At 40.6% G+C, this 17,732-nt stretch carries 16 protein-coding genes and 1 other annotated feature; of the genes, 4 read left to right on the forward strand and 12 right to left on the reverse strand.

Going from position 1 to position 17,732, the window contains the following annotated elements:
* From bhn_RS14250 to bhn_RS14265, 4 genes are all read right to left on the reverse strand, one after another.
* Entirely contained in the window at positions 1-312 is a 312-nt protein-coding gene (locus bhn_RS14250; RefSeq protein ID WP_071177311.1) for an FtsB family cell division protein, read from the reverse strand.
* 68 nt (positions 313-380) lie between these two features.
* A complete protein-coding gene (locus bhn_RS14255; RefSeq protein WP_071177312.1) occupies positions 381-620 on the reverse strand; it encodes an RNA-binding S4 domain-containing protein in 240 nt (79 codons plus the stop codon).
* Entirely contained in the window at positions 621-2,327 is a 1,707-nt protein-coding gene (locus bhn_RS14260) for a PEGA domain-containing protein (protein WP_071177313.1), read from the reverse strand.
* A gap of 3 nt (positions 2,328-2,330) precedes the next feature.
* Positions 2,331-3,689, reverse strand: coding sequence for a CCA tRNA nucleotidyltransferase (locus tag bhn_RS14265; RefSeq protein WP_071177314.1), 1,359 nt, complete (start codon positions 3,687-3,689; stop codon positions 2,331-2,333).
* A 78-nt stretch (positions 3,690-3,767) separates the two neighbouring features.
* Between bhn_RS14265 and bhn_RS14270 the strand changes: the two genes are divergently transcribed.
* Both bhn_RS14270 and bhn_RS14275 read left to right on the forward strand, forming a co-directional pair.
* Positions 3,768-5,486: a GGDEF domain-containing protein gene (locus bhn_RS14270; RefSeq protein ID WP_071177315.1), complete on the forward strand. Its 1,719-nt coding sequence runs from the start codon at positions 3,768-3,770 to the stop codon at positions 5,484-5,486.
* Between the two features lie 49 nt (positions 5,487-5,535).
* The gene (locus tag bhn_RS14275) at positions 5,536-7,164 is read left to right on the forward strand and encodes a GGDEF domain-containing protein (protein WP_161487334.1); all 1,629 of its coding nucleotides are present in this window, start codon (positions 5,536-5,538) and stop codon (positions 7,162-7,164) included.
* A gap of 6 nt (positions 7,165-7,170) precedes the next feature.
* Here bhn_RS14275 and proS read toward each other — a convergent pair whose 3' ends face one another.
* The 4 genes from proS to murI all read right to left on the reverse strand — a co-directional run bounded on the left by proS (position 7,171) and on the right by murI (position 13,011).
* The gene (gene proS / locus bhn_RS14280; protein ID WP_071177317.1) at positions 7,171-8,604 is read right to left on the reverse strand and encodes a proline--tRNA ligase; all 1,434 of its coding nucleotides are present in this window, start codon (positions 8,602-8,604) and stop codon (positions 7,171-7,173) included.
* 76 nt (positions 8,605-8,680) lie between these two features.
* Positions 8,681-8,904, reverse strand: a binding site (T-box leader).
* A 296-nt stretch (positions 8,905-9,200) separates the two neighbouring features.
* Positions 9,201-9,752, reverse strand: a complete 552-nt coding sequence (gene nrdG, locus bhn_RS14285; RefSeq protein WP_071177318.1) for an anaerobic ribonucleoside-triphosphate reductase activating protein — start codon at positions 9,750-9,752, stop codon at positions 9,201-9,203.
* Between the two features lie 89 nt (positions 9,753-9,841).
* Complete coding sequence (nrdD, locus tag bhn_RS14290) at positions 9,842-12,073, reverse strand: anaerobic ribonucleoside-triphosphate reductase (protein WP_071177319.1); 2,232 nt, start codon at positions 12,071-12,073, stop codon at positions 9,842-9,844.
* Between the two features lie 119 nt (positions 12,074-12,192).
* Positions 12,193-13,011, reverse strand: a complete 819-nt coding sequence (gene murI / locus bhn_RS14295) for a glutamate racemase (RefSeq protein ID WP_071177320.1) — start codon at positions 13,009-13,011, stop codon at positions 12,193-12,195.
* Positions 13,012-13,041: 30 nt separating this feature from the next.
* Here murI and bhn_RS14300 point away from each other — a divergent pair, with 30 nt between their 5' ends.
* Positions 13,042-13,491, forward strand: coding sequence for a hypothetical protein (locus bhn_RS14300; RefSeq protein ID WP_071177321.1), 450 nt, complete (start codon positions 13,042-13,044; stop codon positions 13,489-13,491).
* Between the two features lies 1 nt (position 13,492).
* Here the strand turns inward: bhn_RS14300 and bhn_RS14305 are convergent, their stop codons facing one another.
* The 3 genes from bhn_RS14305 to trmB are packed head-to-tail and all read right to left on the reverse strand — an operon-like array spanning position 13,493 to position 15,220.
* On the reverse strand, positions 13,493-14,203 hold the full coding sequence (locus tag bhn_RS14305; RefSeq protein WP_071177322.1) for an SH3 domain-containing protein: 711 nt from the start codon (positions 14,201-14,203) through the stop codon (positions 13,493-13,495).
* Between the two features lie 43 nt (positions 14,204-14,246).
* Positions 14,247-14,567 (reverse strand): thioredoxin, encoded by a 321-nt coding sequence (gene trxA, locus bhn_RS14310; RefSeq protein ID WP_071177323.1) that lies wholly within the window; start codon positions 14,565-14,567, stop codon positions 14,247-14,249.
* Positions 14,567-15,220, reverse strand: coding sequence for a tRNA (guanosine(46)-N7)-methyltransferase TrmB (gene trmB / locus bhn_RS14315; protein ID WP_071177324.1), 654 nt, complete (start codon positions 15,218-15,220; stop codon positions 14,567-14,569). The genes trxA and trmB overlap by 1 nt, the downstream gene beginning before the upstream one ends.
* 92 nt (positions 15,221-15,312) lie before the next feature.
* Here trmB and bhn_RS14320 point away from each other — a divergent pair, with 92 nt between their 5' ends.
* Positions 15,313-16,764: a D-alanyl-D-alanine carboxypeptidase family protein gene (locus bhn_RS14320; protein WP_148661960.1), complete on the forward strand. Its 1,452-nt coding sequence runs from the start codon at positions 15,313-15,315 to the stop codon at positions 16,762-16,764.
* Positions 16,765-16,779: 15 nt separating this feature from the next.
* Here bhn_RS14320 and bhn_RS14325 read toward each other — a convergent pair whose 3' ends face one another.
* Positions 16,780-17,718 (reverse strand): 3'-5' exonuclease, encoded by a 939-nt coding sequence (locus bhn_RS14325; RefSeq protein WP_071177325.1) that lies wholly within the window; start codon positions 17,716-17,718, stop codon positions 16,780-16,782.
* Between the last annotated feature and the right edge of the window lie 14 nt (positions 17,719-17,732).

The following is a 17,732-nucleotide window of genomic DNA, read 5'->3' on the forward strand; positions in this document are numbered from 1 at the left end:
TTACTTATCCTCGTTTTTAAAGATAATTTCTCCCGGATAAACAAGTCCAAGTTTCTCTCTTGCTGTATCCTCTATATACTTACGCGTCTGTGTGTATCTCTCGAACTCAGCGATTTCTTCTGATCTGGCCATCTCCTGCTCGATCTGCTGCTGAAGAGCTGCCTCTTTAGCCTCATAATCCTTGGCTTTCTTCATAAGTCCCACACTCTTGATAGAAACAACTGTCACAAGAATGAGTACTACAAAGCTTGCCCAGATTACGCCTGCTTTGTTCTGAGAACGACGCCTTTTATAGCGTGCTCTTGTTGCCATTATTTACCCCACTCATTTTCATAGAATGTCTTATTTAATTACATTTTAATACATGCAATAAAAAGCTGTCAAATATAGCGATACAGGTTCGTTACATCTTCTTTGTGAACTGTTTCCTGAACATCCAGCACTTCAACATTCACATCCTTGTTACCGAAGCCTATTGTAATCTTGTCACCCACCTTAACATCTGTAGATGCCTTGGCTGGCTTACCATTAATCTGAACTCTTCCAGCATCACAGGCTTCATTTGCCACTGTGCGACGCTTGATAAGTCTTGTTACTTTTAAATATTTATCCAGTCTCATTTAATCTTCTCCTGATGCCGTACTTGCAGCATCTCCTGCCTTTTCTGATTCTTTAGTTGTTTTTCCTGTTCCAGCCGCAGTAGTACTGCCTTCTGTCCCAGCACCATGTTCCTTGCTGCTGGCTTTATCAGAAGCTTCTGCCGTAGAACTTTCTGATGAAGCTTCTGTCGGTGACTCTTTTGAAGCTCCGGTTGAAGCTTCAGAGGAGGCCTCTGTACTAGCATTTCCACTAGAGGTTGATCCGTTTGATCCGGAAGAAGATGTGTTTCCAGAAGAGCTGGACTGCTCTTCAATCTTAACAAGACCTGGGAACTCATACTTAACGTTATCTTCTTCTTTGTCGATCTTGACCCTGTAGCTCTTGGTCTGGTAACCGTCCTGTTTGAGGATAATCTCGTGGTTACCTGAGATCTTTGGAACGCTGGTAGGAACTACTCCTATGTAACTTCCATCAAAGTACACTTCTGCACCGTATGGCTCATCAAAATATATGTAATATCCCTTTATTACTTGATTAACACTTGAGGAAGCGGAACTGTTGCTACTAACTGTTGATGCAACAGAAGCTGCACTTTTTTTGCTGCTGGCAACATCACCATGGCTTGTTCCCATGCTGGTCTTGCTGGTGCTATTGTCTACTGAACCTGAACTTGTAGAAAGAGAATTTGTCGACGATTCGCTTCCATCATCCTCTTTTTCCAGTTCTATATTTACTACAGACTTTGCTGTTCCAACCTTTAAATATCTGTTCTGAGTAATGTATCCATCAGCCATGATCTTGAGGTTATGATAACCATACTTAACAGACTGAGGAATTCCTGTAAGAACCTTTTCTCCATCCACAAAAACTTCTGCAGATTCAGGTACGATCTGAAATGTAACAAGGCCCTCTTTTGGCTTGTTGATCGTGATCTCGCTTGTATCTACAACAGTTTCCTGATTTCTTGAAATGCTGACTTCTGATTTGTAATTTGCACCATTTCCAAGGATCTGAAGGTTATAGTCTCCTTCTGGAGCGCTAAGCAGCATGTTTGGTGATATCTTGTAGATTACTTCATTATCAAGTTCTATCCATGCACCTACAAGACTCTGATCTTCTACTATATCAGAAGAAAGACTTACATAGCCGTGTCCACTTGTAACAACAACGCTGTATATCTCTTTATCTATACCGCAGACTTTGATCTTGTCTGTTGCAAGGATATTGTCAGCAAGTGCTGGCTCTCCATCAGCCATGATAAGAGTTCTGGCATCCATCTTGTAAGATTCACCCTTAACTCTTGCTGTTCCATCTCCTCGAACTAGGTCATGATCTCTGGTACTGTCTATTGTCCAGGCCTGTGCTGAAACATTGAGCGATGTAATATGCTTGGTACTCTTTAGGAACTTAACATCTACTATCTGACCTACTTCTAATAAGCTAGGGGAAAGAACTGTTCCTCTCACATCGTACATCATGCTGGTATTGTCATAGCTTAGTGTATATGTCTTACCTGTCGCATGATTTCTAAAACGTATCAGTTTTTGCTCTGTATCGATAGCTCTGATTGCAGCTGTATCCGCCGAATCATATTTATCGATCATCGATATTGATATCTTGTCACTGTCACTACTTGCATAAACTGTAGTGCTGGCGGTAGCCATCACCATAGCTGCTGCCACAATTACAGATATAGATTTTTTCAAGCATTTACCAAAGCTTCTCATGATTCACCCCTCATTTATCTGATCCATCAAGAATGTCTTCTTTAGGCGCTCCGGCTCTAACAAATATTCCTTGCTGTTGTGTTCAGGATTATCCAGAACATCATCAAGCATGGCACTTAATATCTCACCTATCTTTTTACCTGGTGTCACACCAAGGCTGATGAGATCTTTGCCATTAACAGCAAGATCCTTTAATGTTACACAATCCTTTTTTGCAAGGATCTCTTCATATACCTTTTTAGTATCCTCTATCAGCTGTAGTTTCTCCTGGCGATAGTACATACTCTGTGCCATAGTATCAGCGTATCTGACTTCCAAAAGATATGGAAACTCATCTACACCCACTCTGTTCATTGCTCTGCGAACAGCCTTTGGAGTTGCAGGAAAGCGATCATCATGATATCTGATCAGATTGCACGCTCTGTCCATGGTGTCTCTGTCAAATTTAAGTCTTCTGAATATAGAATGAGCCATCTGAACGCCGAGTTCGCTATGACCTTTAAAATGGCACACACCTTCATCATCTACAGTAATTGTAGCAGGTTTTGCGATATCATGCATCAGCATCGTAAGTCTCAAAACCTTATCTGCCCTGATATTCTCCATAGAGCAAATAATGTGATCACCCACATTGTACATGTGATGTGGGTTGTTCTGAGCTGTTTCCATGCATTTATCGAATTCAGGAAGTATCACTTTTGTCACGCCAAGCTCATAGGCTGTTTTTAGCTTTTCTGGATGATCAGAAGTAACCAGCTTAACGAGCTCTGTCTGTATTCTTTCAGCACTTATCTTGCTAAGGTTCTGCGCCAGCTCTTTTACCGCTTCTTTGGTTTTTTCTTCTATTTCATAATCAAGCTGCGCTGAGAATCTGACTGCTCTCATGATCCTAAGGGCATCCTCTGCAAACCTTTCCTTTGGATCTCCGACGCATCTGATAACTTTACCCTTAATGTCATCAAGACCGCCAAATCTGTCTATTAAGCCTTCCTCTTCATTGTAGGCCATGGCATTTATTGTAAAATCCCTACGCTTCATATCTTCTGTGAGGTTTTTGGTAAATGTAACCTCGCTTGGATGCCTACTATCCTCGTACTTGCCATCAATTCGATAGGTTGTTACTTCATATCCTTCTTTGCCTATCATTATAGTAACTGTACCATGCTCTATTCCGGTATCTATCGTTCTTCTAAAGAGCTTTTTGGTCTCTTCCGGAAGCGCATTTGTTGTAATATCCCAGTCCTGAGGTTCTCTTCCCAGAACGCCATCTCTAACGCATCCGCCGACAACATATGCCTCAAAACCAGCACCATGCATGGTATCCAGTATAGTTTTTACATTCTCTGGTAAAATAATCTTCATATCATCATCATATCCTAAACACTTATTATTGTGAACAATTCGCTGGGATTTTTCTTTTTTTCGATATATACTAGTAGCATGGAGTATAAAATCAATCGTAAAATCGTAGTAGCACTGATCTCACTGCTACTTGCGGCCGGGGTGATCTTTTTAACAACTTTTTTACACATAGCACCTACCCCAAGCGCCCCCATCATCAACTTAAATGATTGGGAAATTTCATTAAATGGAAATATTCTTCCTGTACGGAGCCTGAAGGATGCCAATACCGGTATCATAGACGACTCTGATGTTATCGTGCTTACTACCACAGTACCAGAGTTAAAGTATATTGAACCTTCCATATATTTCCGCTCTGTTCATGCAATTACTGAGATCTACATTGACGACGACCTCATCTACACAACTCGCGATGAGGACACAGAAAACAGTAACTTTTCCATTCCTAAATATTATAATAATGCCCCATTAAGCTGCTCATATGCAGGCAAAAAGCTTACTATCACAATTTCCGGAAGCAAAGAGCTTCCTTCTTCCGGGCTTTCAAATGTTTATATCGGAGAACGCAAGGATCTTTTTTTCTATAATCTATACACCATGGGAATCTACTTCCTGGCAGGAGCATTCTTCTCTTTCCTTGGTTTTCTTTTGATGATCCTTTCTCCTTATCTGATCATATACCACGACAATGACTTAAGACTCTTCTTCAGCGGTCTTATCTCCTTGCTCCTTGGAACATATATCCTTGCTTATTATGGCATTTTAGGTCTTATTGTCGATGATTCATATATCAATACCATCGCAGAATATGCCGCATTATACAATATTCCAACAGCTATCCTTGGATATTTTGCTTCACTTTTTTCAGGCAAAAAGAAAAAGGTATTCTTGAGCCTGTTTATTCTTGATGTCATTTTGTTCTTTTCATCGATCATACTTCACTTTTCAGGCCTGCTGCCATTCTCTATGTTTTCTATAATCCTACATGTTGTAGCCAATGCAGAAGCCATTATTACTTTTGCACTTATAATCCATGAGCAGCTTAGCCACAGAAATTCAAAGGAAAGACGAGTTTCTCCGTCAGATTCCATCTTCCTTATTGGGCTTGTCATATTCATCATACTTGCTATATCCGATATCTTTCTATTTAACTTCAATAAATACTTCAGATCGGAAGGCGAAGCAAACACAGATCTGATCGGATTTACAATTGGTTCATTTGTTTTTGTTTGCTGTCTTTTAGTAAGTTATCTTTATTACAATGTATACAGCAATAACTTTGCATCTATGCAGAGCCACATCAAAAGCCTTGCATATACTGATGCTCTCACTGGTCTTGCCAACAGAGCCCGCTGCGAGCAGGTTATGAACATGCTCTCAGAAGAAAAAAACATCTATACCCTGATCAGTTTTGACCTTAACAGATTAAAACATATAAACGATACCCTCGGTCATCACGAAGGCGACCGTCTTCTGACCGGTTTTTCAACTATCCTTTCTGAATGCTTCTGGGACGCAAATCTCATTGGTAGAATGGGCGGAGACGAATTTATAGTAATCCTGATCGAGGAACACTCTCTTAACTGCACTAAGCGAATCCACGAGCTTTATTCCATCCTTGAAGAATGGAATCGTAAGGAACAGGCATTTACCTATAGTGCTTCTTATGGTTATGCCTACAGTTATGAAGTTCCTAGCGGTTCAGCCAAAGAAGTTTATATGCTTGCAGATTCCAGAATGTATGAAATGAAGAGAGAACACCACGGCGACGAAAAGGAGGATAGCAGACATGCGTAAATTCACTTCATTCCTCAGCCTCGCTTTAGTCCTGATAACAGTATTTTTTATGTCTCTATTACACATTCTCTTTTTCAATCCACAATTTGCCTTTATGACACTAGATCGCGGCTGGATAGTAACTTATCGCAATGAAAAATATTTAAATACTAATCTCGAGACCTTAAGCTCACAGGTAGGCTCCACCTTCACAAAAGGTGATGTAGTAACCCTCAATTACAACAGACCAATAGAGCAGATAAATGAGCCTTTCCCATATCTCATGTTCAAGACCCAGCACTGCGCCTACGAAGTTTTTCTTGATGGCGAGCTTATCGCTTCAGCTGATACTAATGCCAGAACCGACAACTCTTTTGTTGGAATAGGCTATAACTTAGTACCTCTTGGCTCTGATTATGTTGGAAAAAAGCTGTCAATAAAACTCTACGTTACTGAAAACGGAACAAGAAGTGATCTTGTAAGCCCTAAGCTTGGAAATTTCGACGACCTTGTAAGATATCTGGCTCACTCAGTAATGTTTCCTTTTTTGACCAGCATTTTTCTTATCGTATTTGGAATCGTATTTTTTGCTATCTCCCTTTTGTTCTATCTCCGAACATCAGGTGTATTTCCGCAGCTTATCAGTTCCATCATATGCATTTTACTAGGACTGTGGATGATCACCGCTTTTGACGTATCAATCTTTTTCATGAACAAGACTATAAGCACAACAGTTGAATATACAGCAATGTATCTTATTGTTCCTTCAATGTATCTTCTTGTTCAGCAGCTTCACAAACGATTAGACAGCTTTCCGATCCTGCTGCTAGGAGCTTCAACTTTTGCCTTTAGCATTTTCTTCCTCTTGCTGCACGCTTTAGGCTTTGTTCATCTTATCCATTTTGCACATGCTTATTACATTTTTGCTCTTATCAGCATTATAGTTATTCTGTGTTACGACTTCTTTGATTTTAGGAGCAAGACCAAGAATTATTCTATAAAACTGACTATGTTTGGATTGACCGTTTTATGCGCTTCTCTCGTGATCTATCCGATCATAGACATCTCTTATAAAGTGGTAGACTATAGGCAGCTTCATATTGCAAAGATACTCATACCTTTTGGATCTCTATTTTTTGTCTTTACGCAGCTCCTTAACTACTTCATCTTCATGACCAGATCTTATGCACAGAGAAAAGAGTATGCTTCTCTCGCTCAGATTGCTTATGTGGATAACTTAACTGGCCTTCCCAACAGAGCCAGCAGCGATAAAAAGCTCATGGAACTTAGTAATTCCAACAAGGATTACAGCATAATCAGCTTGGACCTTAACGGATTAAAAGATGTCAACGATAACTCCGGTCATCCGGCAGGCGACAGACTTCTTAAAGACTTTGCCGATGCTCTTTCTTCTACCTTCAAAGATACCGGAGAATGCTTCCGTATCGGCGGAGATGAATTTATCGTCACTACAGATTTTACTGACAAAAACAGATTAGATGAACTTCTAAAGATTCTTACAAATAAATTAGCTGAGCTAGATGACACTGATCCCGAGATCAATCACAGTGTCTCCTTTGGTTACGCCAATAATACAGAAACAGAAGAAAAAAATAGCCACACAGTGCTCATGCTAGCCGACAAGAGAATGTACGACTATAAGCGCAAGCACTATGCAGCTATTTCTGATAAGGCATGAGCTTAATTAATAAGCTCTGCCCCAATAAACCATCTTCTTAGCAGGCTTTCCGCATACTACACATGTATCGGAAAGCTTTTCCTGTTCAAATGGGATACAACGGCTTGTTACGTTGAACTCCTCTTTGATCTTGTCTTCACACTCGCGGCATCCACACCACATAGCCTTTACAAAGCCCTTTGTCTCCTTGAAGCTCTCTGCAAACTCATCCTTGTTGTGAGCTGCAAATGTGTGTGCTTCGAGATGCTTCTTTGCTCTGTCAAACATATCCTTCTGGATCTGATCAAGAAGTTCTCCAACCTTTGTATGAACATCGCTGATTGCACATTCAATCTTCTCTCTGGTATCACGTCTTACAAGAACGCACTTTCCAGCTTCAAGATCTTTTGGTCCGATCTCGACACGAACTGGAATACCTCTCATCTCCTGCTCAGAGAACTTAAATCCTGGAGTTCTGTCTGTATCATCAGTCTTAACTCTGAAATCAGAAAGGCTCTTAGCAATATCATAAGCTGCATCAAGAACGCCTTCCTTCTTCTGCTGAATAGGAATAACAACAACCTGAATTGGAGCGATCTTAGGAGGTACAACAAGTCCTGAATTGTCGCCGTGAACCATGATCATAGCACCGATTGTACGTGTTGTAAGTCCCCATGATGTCTGACATACATAGTGAAGCTGGTTGTCCTTACCTGCATACTGAATGCCAAATGCCTTAGCAAATCCATCGCCAAAGTTGTGGCTGGTAGCACTCTGAAGCGCTCTGCCATCATGCATAAGAGCTTCTACTGTATATGTAGCCTCTGCTCCAGCGAACTTTTCTTTATCTGTCTTCTGTCCCTTGATTACTGGGATAGCCATATCGTTCTCAAGGAAATCAGCATATACATTGAGCATCTGCTGTGTACGAGCTTCAGCCTCTTCCATAGTTGCATGAGCTGTGTGGCCTTCCTGCCAGAGGAATTCACGGCTTCTAAGGAATGGTCTAGTCTCTTTTTCCCAACGAACTACGCTGCACCACTGGTTAAGAACCTGTGGAAGATCTTTGTATGAGTGGATCTCTCCCTTGTAATAATCACAGAAAAGAGTCTCTGATGTAGGTCTTACGCAATATCTCTCTGTAAGTGGCTCAAGTCCGCCATGTGTTACCCATGCTACTTCTGGAGCAAAGCCCTCTACATGATCCTTCTCCTTCTGAAGAAGTGACTCAGGAATAAACATTGGAAGGTATGCGTTCTGTACGCCAGTTTCTTTAAATCTAGCATCAAGGTGCTTCTGAATAAGCTCCCAGATTGCATATCCTGCAGGTTTGATAACCATGCACCCTTTGATGTTTGAGTAGCTGACAAGATCAGCTTTAATACAAACGTCTGTGTACCATTGTGTGAAATCCTCATCCATAGATGTGATCTCGGCTACAAGTTTCTTGTTGTCTGCCATTTCTTTTCTCCTCTTTCTTTTATGAAGTGGATACGAGGCTTATAGAGAAAATAAAAAGAGCCTTCGCATCCCTAATAACAGGGACCGAAGACTCGGCGGTACCACCCTATTTAAATCTGTTTACATTCAAAACAGATTTCACTTCATTATCACCCTTAACGCGGGACACGCTGTACTTATGCAAACGCTTTCATACAGGACTCCAAGGCTGGTTCGCTTTTTTATCGTAAGAGCTTCACACCAACTGCTCTCTCTCTGGGACGTTTATTCTAAGCTACTATTCCTCTTCAACGTCTATTTTTTTATTTAAAAAAGATTTTATTCACATTATCTTTTATTGTCAAGCCTGCCCAAGTCATTCGTTACCATGAACTGTGAACGGTAACAGTCAATATTTTCAACATTTTGTACCATGTAAGCACTTTCAGAGCCTATATTGATGGGTTACAATCAGTATATCAGATGCGGATCTGACAATTTATATAGTCGATTTACGTTCGCCATAACGTATTTCCTTTATAAAACCTCTAACAATTTGGTAGGAATTTCCGGTTCCTACCCAAAAAGAAGACTGTCCCCAACAGTCTTCTTTTTCTTTATACAGATCTTGAAGTATCTCTGTCATTATATTTGGACAGTACAACTTTTCCCTGTGCCAGAGTTTCTGGAACATTTATTACTCTCTGATTAGAAGATCCTCTAAATCTAAGCATCAGGTCCTTCTTATCCAGCATAAACTCGCCATCCACAAGAACATCAATCATAGAGAGTATCTTGTCTGTATCATCACTGTGACAGCGCTTATTGTTTGCATCTGTAAGTTCTTCCCAAGTATAGCCAGAATATATCCAGATAGTAGCTTTAGGAACCTCTTTTTTAATGCGCTCAATAAAAGGCCTTAATACCTTCTGATTTACTACTTCCATTGGTTCGCCGCCAAGGATCGTCAAGCCATCAATATAATCAGGCTTCAAAGTTTCAATGATCTCATCCTCAACTTCTCTTGTAAATGGCTTACCATAGTTAAAATCCCAGGTCATTTCGTTAAAACAACCCTTACAATGGTGCGTACAGCCAGAAACAAAAAGCGAAGTCCTGCAACCTATTCCATTTGCTACATCTGTATAAAGAATCTCTCCGTAATTCATAGTGACCTCTCTGCTTACAGGAAAGTTTAAGCCAGGAAATAATCCTGGCTTAAACTTAATCTATTTATACTTTTTCATACCCTCATAATTTAATTTTTGGAATTAGACATATGAAGAACTCTCTCTTTGATCTCCTGTGTTCTTCCCTGATTCCAGAACTGTGTTCCGATATAACCACATGTACGTCTTGCTACATTCATCTTGTCCTGATTGCGGTTACCACAGTTAGGACATTCCCAGATAAGCTTGCCGTCTGTGTCTGTAACGATCTTGATCTCTCCATCGTAGCCACAGCACTGACAGTAGTCTGACTTAGTATTAAGCTCAGCGTACATAATGTTGTCATAAATGTACTTCATTACTGAAAGAACTGCCTCAATGTTGCTGTTCATATCAGGAACCTCAACGTAACTGATAGCTCCTCCTGGTGAAAGAGCCTGGAACTCAGATTCAAACTTAAGCTTTGTAAACGCATCGATCTGCTCAGTTACATGAACATGATAGCTGTTTGTAATGTAGTTCTTGTCTGTTACTTCAGGGATAATGCCAAATCTCTTCTGAAGTGACTTTGCAAACTTATATGTTGTAGACTCAAGTGGAGTTCCATACAAGCTAAATGATACGTTTGTCTCAGCTCTCCACTTAGCACACTTATCATTAAGGAACTGCATAACCTTAAGAGCAAAATCTTTACCCTTAGGATCTGTATGAGAAACACCCTTCATGTATTTTGTACATTCACAAAGACCTGCATAACCAAGAGAAATAGTTGAGTAATTACCAAATAACAATGGATCAATAACTTCACCTTTAGCAAGTCTTGCAAGTGCTCCGTTCTGCCAAAGAATAGGAGCAACATCTGAAGGAGTTCCAAGGAGTCTGTTGTGTCTGCACATAAGTGCTCTCTTACAGAGCTCTGTTCTCTCTTCCATGAGCTGCCAGAACTTCTCTTCATCTCTATTTGAAGAACAAGCAACATCAACAAGGTTAAGAGTTACAACACCCTGATTGAAACGTCCGTAGTACTTATGATCTCCCTCTTTGTAGTTCTGAGCATGAGCTTTGTTGCCTGCGTTACAGAAACCTTCAGGAACATTCTCATTATCAGGTGTAAGGAACGATCTGCATCCCATACAAGGATATACATCGCCGCCTTTGAGCTCTTTCATCTTCTTAGCAGAGATATAATCAGGAACAAGACGCTTAGCTGTACATTTAGCTGCAAGCTCTGTTAAGTACCAGTACTTAGAATCCTCATGGATATTGTCTTCATCAAGTACATAGATGAGCTTAGGGAATGCTGGTGTAATAAGCTGTCCCTTTTCATTCTTAACACCAAGGATACGCTGCTTGAGCATCTCCTCGATCACCATTGCAAGGTCTTCTCTAGTCTGTCCTTCTGGTACCTCATCAAGATACATATATACTGTAATGAAAGGAGCCTGACCATTTGTAGTCATAAGAGTGATGACCTGATACTGGATAACTTGGCATCCTCTCTCGATCTCTTTTCTAACACGCATCTCTGCGATTTCATTTACCTGCTTCTTGTTGATCTTCATTCCTGCTGTCTCAAACTCGAGAGCAACTTCCTTACGGAACTTCTGTCTGCTGACATCAACAAATGGAACCAGGTGAGACAATGTAATACTCTGTCCGCCGTACTGTGAGCTGGCGATCTGAGCAATTGCCTGTGTTGCAATATTACAAGCTGTTGAAAAGCTCTTTGGACGCTCGATCATGGTCTCAGAAATAACTGTACCATTCTGGAGCATATCCTCGAGGTTTACAAGACAGCAATTGTGCATATGCTGTGCGAAGTAGTCTGAATCATGGAAATGGATAAGACCTTCTTCATGAGCCTTAACTACATCTTCTGGTAAAAGAAATCTCTTAGTGATGTCCTTAGAAACTTCTCCCGCCATGTAATCTCTCTGAACGCTGTTAACAGTAGGATTCTTGTTAGAATTCTCCTGCTTAACTTCCTCATTGTTACACTCAATAAGAGACATGATCTGCTCGTCAGTTGTATTAGACTTTCTCACAAGAGCATGCTTGTAGCGGTATGTTATGTACTTTCTTGCAACTTCAAACTTACCAGACTTCATAAGGTCATCCTCAACCATATCCTGGATTTCCTCCACGCTGGCAGCACGAGTAAGAGATGCACACTTACTCTCAACGCTTCTCTCAATGTCGCTGATCTGACCTGCTGTTAACTTCTTCTCGTCAGTCACCTCATTGTTAGCTTTTTCGATAGCAGCAAGAATCTTATTCCCGTCAAATGTAACTTCTTTACCGCTTCTCTTAATGATCTTCATAAAAGCCCCCTAATAAAAAATATAAACTAATTTTTTGACCCAAGCTTTTGAATCACAATATCTTGTGGTCATGATTTAATGATAGTACATTATATTGTTTAATTCAAGTAACTAAATTATTAATTTTTTCTTACCAATTCCAGTCTATTATGCAGTCTGCATATGTGTTCTAGCGTTTTCGGGTCCTCAACTTTTTTTCCTGAGAAATAAAAATCCGTATTACACTGGCACAACATATTGTGGTAGTCTTCAAAATAAATCTCTTTATCTTGATCTGATGACATATTAAGTCCAAGAACGTCTGCTAAATGGTGGATAGTTCCATAATTTCCATCAATCAGAAGCGTATCCTCCCCAAAGTATCTCCTATACTCTGGCTTGAAATAGTTGAAATGTGTGCACCCAAGAACCAGTGCGCAGTATTTATCTTTATCGAAGGCAGAGAATTGCTCCTCGATATATTTGTGAACGTCCTCCGAATCAAACTCCTCACGCTCAGCAAACTCTACTAGTCTAGGCATGGCAAGAAGGTCTACTCTGTGCTCTTCATCAACTCTGTGAAGAAGATCCTTGAGCTTATCTTCTCTTATTGTGACCGGAGTCGCAATGACCATTATACGCTTTTTATCTGTCACTTCAACAGCCGGTTTTACAGCAGGTTCCATACCAAGAATCGGTATGTCAAATCTCCTTCGAAGCTCCTTGATCGCCACGCTGGTAGCTGTATTGCAAGCCACAACGATTGCCTCTGCTCCCTGATCGATCAGGAATTCTGCAATATTAATTGCGTAGCCTGTTATCTGTTCAGGAGTCTTAAGACCATAAGGCACATGCTCTGTATCTGCGTAAAATATGTATTTTTCATTTGGCAATCTGTGATAAGCTTCATGCAAAACAGACATTCCGCCTATACCAGAATCGAAAATGCCAATCTTCATAATTGTTTCCTCTTTTGCTATACTAATGATATGAGCGAGAAAAAATTTGACGAATTACAAAAATTATATGACAACACAAAAATAGGATCTCTTGTACAGGAGATCTGTGAGTACTATGCAACTAAGGATGGTTACGAGGAAAATTCATATCAGGATGAGATTGAGCCTCCTGAAATAGTGGAATCTATCTACATTCTATTCTGTCTGCAGTCAAGAGAGCAGATCCTTGACGAATTCTCTCTGGTGCAAAAGAAATATCCTACACTATACACATCTATAAAGTCACTGCACGGAACTCTTCTGGTAAACATGGATTACCAGTCATTAGAAAAAACTTGTGCTCAAAAAATTGCTGATCACGCCAAGGATACCAGTGTGGAAGAAGTTCTTTCCCACGCCGATACCTTCTCACGTTCTAGTAATACTCTTTCAGAAGCGCAGGACAGGTTTTATTCCTGGCTTCATTCCAGAAGTAGATAATTTATTCTTTAAGGTATTTCATGGATGCGTAAACCTGCTGGCCCTCATATTCCACAAGAGCCCAGGAACCATCCTCTGCTACAGCTATTCTCTTAAGCTGTGTTCCCTCGTCAACAGTTCCAACCTTTGCACTGTCTGTACTTGGGCCAGAACGCAGGTTAAGAGATGATGCACCTGTCACAGTTACCGTATCATTCTTTTCTACAAATCCGCTTGGAAGCGCAGTCACTTCTGTCTGCTGCTCATCTGGATCATTTAAATATTTATCGATCACTTTCACCTTAACAGTAAAAGCAATCATAGCCAAAATGAAAACACCTGTAATGATAGAGGCAATCCTAACAAGGAGTTCAGGAGTTATTCCGCCACGCTCCTCATCTTCTCCTTCCTCTTCGTCGTACTCTTCCTCATAATCCTCTTCGTCGTACTCATCTTCAGGATCTTCACGACGTTCTTCTCTGCGAGGCTCTTCCCTTCGTGGTTCCTCTCTTCGTGCATCTTCTTTGTGATGCTCTTTTTTAGTCTCTTCCAAAGACTCCTTTTGTCTCTCTTTGAAGTATTCTTCTCTTTCCTCAGCGTTAAAGAAATTATACGGATCCACAATCTCGATATTATTGATCTCTGTAGTTTCTGAAAGATCTTTTTTCACTTCTTCGTTTTTTTCAGACTCTCTTTTCTTGTAATCTGAAAAATTAGCAATCTTATCAGCCAAAACTTACTCCTATCAATTCTGATTAAACTAAAGTGCTGACCTATTAGGCCAGCACCTTGTCTATAATTCCTTGTAATTTTGATTTATTAAGTGCTCCAACTGCTGTCTCAACAACTTCGCCATTCTTGAAGAAAGCAAACATTGGAATAGACATTACATTGTACTTCTGGGCCACATCAGGTGACTGGTCTACATTTATCTTACCAACCTTGAGTTCCCCCTCATACTCTTCAGCAAATTCATCGATCATTGGGGCCATCATCTTGCAAGGGCCGCACCAATCAGCTGAAAAATCAACCAATACTGGCAATTTGCTCTTTAAAACTTCTTCTTCGAAATTCTGGCTGTTTAATGTGTAATCCATTACGTTGTCCCCTTTCTGCTTACAATATATTTATATATTGGGTTGCCAATTGATGAGAACTTCTCTTCATACTCCGTCATCACGTTACCCTCATTCATGGTCTCATCGTGATGAAGATCGTATGTAACAGCATCTAAGTTCCAACCTGCTGGCTCAACCTCATCAAGCGCGAACTGGAAAAGATCCTTGTTATCAGTCTTAAACTCTACAACTCCGTCCTTTTTAAGGATCTTGTCATATCTTCCAAGGAACTCCCTTGAAGGAAGTCTTCTCTTAGCATGTCTGTCCTTTGGCCAAGGATCTGAGAAGTTAAGATAAATCTTACCAACTTCAGATGGAGCAAAAACATCAGTGATATTCTCTGCTTCCATTCTGATAAATTTCACATTAGGTAAAAGAAGCTGTTCCTGCTTCTGGATCGCTCTGAGAAGTACACTGGAATACTTTTCAATTCCTACGTAATTGATATCAGGATTGAGAGCTGCCATATCCATCAGGAATCTTCCCTTTCCCATACCAATCTCGATATGTATTTCGTTGTCATTTCCAAAGACTTCTTTTTTCCAAAGTCCTTTTTTCTTCTCTGGATCCTTGATAGTAAACTCACTATCAGCGATTACCTCTCTGGATCCCGCGATATTTCGTAAACGCATTCCATTTCCTACCTGTAATTCTTATAAAAGAATTTTACAACATTTGCTCCAAGTTGAAAAGTTCTGTTCAAATATTGTATGATTTACATGTTATGATTTTATCTTTATTTACTAACAAAAAGAACTGCATATTTAAGATAATCTCAGCTCTTCTGACGTTTACGATCTGCGCATGTGCCTTTACGCTTGATGTTCATGCTGACACGCCCAATTACGAAGAAGCTGCTGCCCAAAGGAAGGCCCTTCCTATCCAGAGCAACGGCACTCCTAACTGGCCCGAAGGTCCGGAAGTATCCGCTGAATCAGCTATTGTCATGGAGGTTAACACCGGTACGATCCTTTATGCCAAGAACATCCATGAAGAGCTCTATCCAGCCAGCACTACCAAGATCATGACTTGCCTTTTAGCAGCTGAAAATGCGGCCCTTAGTGATATGGTGACCTTTTCCCATGATGCAGTATTTAGTGTTCCTCATGATGGTTCCAGCATTGGCATGGACGTAGGCGAATCCATAACCCTTGAGCAAGCCCTCTACGGAATCATGGTTGGAAGTGCCAATGAAGTTGCAAATGCTGTTGCAGAACATGTAAGCGGCAGTATAGACAATTTCATCAAGCTCATGAATGACAAGGCAAAGTCCCTTGGTTGCACCAACACACATTTTGCTAACACAAATGGTCTTCAGGAAGATAACCACTACACTAGTGTTTACGACCTTGCTCTTATCTCTTCGGAGTTTTTTAGTAATGAACTGCTTTGTAATGTGGCCAACACTCCCAGGTACCATTTTGAACCGACAGCCACACAGCCAGATGAGTTCTATCTAAATAACAAGCACAAGCTCATAACCGGCGAGATCAAATACGACGGAATAGTTGGAGGTAAGACTGGTTACACAGACCTTGCAAGAGAAACACTTGTTACCTGTGCTGAGCGCGATGGCATGAAGCTTGTGTGCATAGTATTCATGGAAGAGTCACCTACACAGTTCACTGATACTGTTACGCTTTTCGACTACGCCTTTAACAATTTCCATCTGGTGAACGTTGCAGACAACGAGTCACGATATATGCCAAATGATTCATTGTTCTTTGAATCAGAAAATGACGTTTTTGGTAAGTCAGGTAACATCCTTAGTCTTGACGATACCAGCTCCATCATTTTGCCAAAGACCTCATCTATTAACGATACAAGTTACGCTGTGTCCTATGACCTTACCGCTCAGGAAAAAGAGGCATATCCTACAGCTCTTGCCAAAATAAGCTATACGTACAATAAAGTGCCTGTCGGTTACGCAATGCTGTGCTACTCATTGTCAAAAGCACCAAGCGATGCCACTCTTGGCGGCATGCACACAATCTACATAGATGTCAGGATCCTGCTTATAATTGCTGTAGCAATAATCATACTCCTTACCATCTTTGGTTCCGTAGGATCCAGAGCCTTCCATCATCGAACATTTAGCAGCAGGAGTGACAAGATACGATACAGACGTAGAAAAAGAGAATTCAAACGCGGCCGACTCAAGAACAAGTTCAAATAAAATAAAGAGGTAGAATCACTGAGGATTCTGCCTCTTTTTTACTTTCCGTTGCTTATTCTTCATATCCTCCATATCTTCTGGAGAGATAAACTTACAGGTCTTAACTACAAATAATCTTCCATTCTCAGCTTTTTTGATCCTGACCTTAGCCTTCATAAATCCATGCTTGTCACAATAAGCCACAGCATAATAATGCTTACCATTTGGAGAAAACCACTTTATCTTGCGTCTTAGATTCTTGTGGCAGATATAACACTTAGTGCTCATGATCTCCATGTTCTCTAAGACATCTTCCTTGGTATCAAACTCGCGTGAAATGTATTTCTCGTAGTTATCAAAGACGATCCTTATCTCCTGTTTCTTGGACTTTGGCGTCACATAAGTATCAAAGGAAATTCGCTTTAATACCCTCTCATCAAAGGTCTTAAAGATTTCTGCAGTGTATGCCGCATCTGCAAGCGCCCTGTGAAATGGTATATCACTGTCTAGCTTAAGTTCTTCAACCGCTGTAGAAAGAGCCTTTCTCGTGCGTCCATCATCATAAGCCAGACTGTACATCTTCTGAGCATCATAAAAAGCTATTGGTCTGTCAGCTAATAGAGGAAGTCCAAAGAAATCCAGGTTACTCTGAAACTCTCTTAGATCAAGCGGCCCCCAACTACAAAACTTAGGCTCTGGACCACACCACTCCAGGAAATCTCTGGCAACATCCTGAAAGCTTCCACCATTTTCAAGGTCTTCCATGGAAAGATGGATGAGCTTACCCGTTATCTTGTGCATTTCCTTGAAAACCTGAGGTTTGATAAGCCTTGAAAACTCGCCGATCTTTTCCCTATTCTCATTAAGTTTTACTGCACCAATCTCGACAATCTCGAAGGTAAGAGTCTTACCGTCAAGTGTTGCTGGCGTCTCGCCCTGATTCCACTCAAGGTCAAAAACAATAAAATTACTCATATAACGATTCTTTC

Source organism: Butyrivibrio hungatei, assembly GCF_001858005.1.
Classification (GTDB): domain Bacteria; phylum Bacillota; class Clostridia; order Lachnospirales; family Lachnospiraceae; genus Butyrivibrio; species Butyrivibrio hungatei.

Coding starts and splice junctions, on each gene's coding strand:
- nrdD (WP_071177319.1), bottom strand. CDS start 12,073: ATGAAGATCATTAAGAGAAGCGGTAAAGAAGTTACATTTGACGGGAAT.
- bhn_RS14300 (WP_071177321.1), top strand. CDS start 13,042: ATGAGCGAGAAAAAATTTGACGAATTACAAAAATTATATGACAACACA.
- bhn_RS14320 (WP_148661960.1), top strand. CDS start 15,313: ATGATTTTATCTTTATTTACTAACAAAAAGAACTGCATATTTAAGATA.
- trxA (WP_071177323.1), bottom strand. CDS start 14,567: ATGGATTACACATTAAACAGCCAGAATTTCGAAGAAGAAGTTTTAAAG.
- trmB (WP_071177324.1), bottom strand. CDS start 15,220: ATGCGTTTACGAAATATCGCGGGATCCAGAGAGGTAATCGCTGATAGT.
- bhn_RS14250 (WP_071177311.1), bottom strand. CDS start 312: ATGGCAACAAGAGCACGCTATAAAAGGCGTCGTTCTCAGAACAAAGCA.
- proS (WP_071177317.1), bottom strand. CDS start 8,604: ATGGCAGACAACAAGAAACTTGTAGCCGAGATCACATCTATGGATGAG.
- bhn_RS14265 (WP_071177314.1), bottom strand. CDS start 3,689: ATGAAGATTATTTTACCAGAGAATGTAAAAACTATACTGGATACCATG.
- nrdG (WP_071177318.1), bottom strand. CDS start 9,752: ATGAATTACGGAGAGATTCTTTATACAGATGTAGCAAATGGAATAGGT.
- bhn_RS14270 (WP_071177315.1), top strand. CDS start 3,768: ATGGAGTATAAAATCAATCGTAAAATCGTAGTAGCACTGATCTCACTG.
- murI (WP_071177320.1), bottom strand. CDS start 13,011: ATGAAGATTGGCATTTTCGATTCTGGTATAGGCGGAATGTCTGTTTTG.
- bhn_RS14255 (WP_071177312.1), bottom strand. CDS start 620: ATGAGACTGGATAAATATTTAAAAGTAACAAGACTTATCAAGCGTCGC.
- bhn_RS14325 (WP_071177325.1), bottom strand. CDS start 17,718: ATGAGTAATTTTATTGTTTTTGACCTTGAGTGGAATCAGGGCGAGACG.
- bhn_RS14260 (WP_071177313.1), bottom strand. CDS start 2,327: ATGAGAAGCTTTGGTAAATGCTTGAAAAAATCTATATCTGTAATTGTG.
- bhn_RS14275 (WP_161487334.1), top strand. CDS start 5,536: ATGTCTCTATTACACATTCTCTTTTTCAATCCACAATTTGCCTTTATG.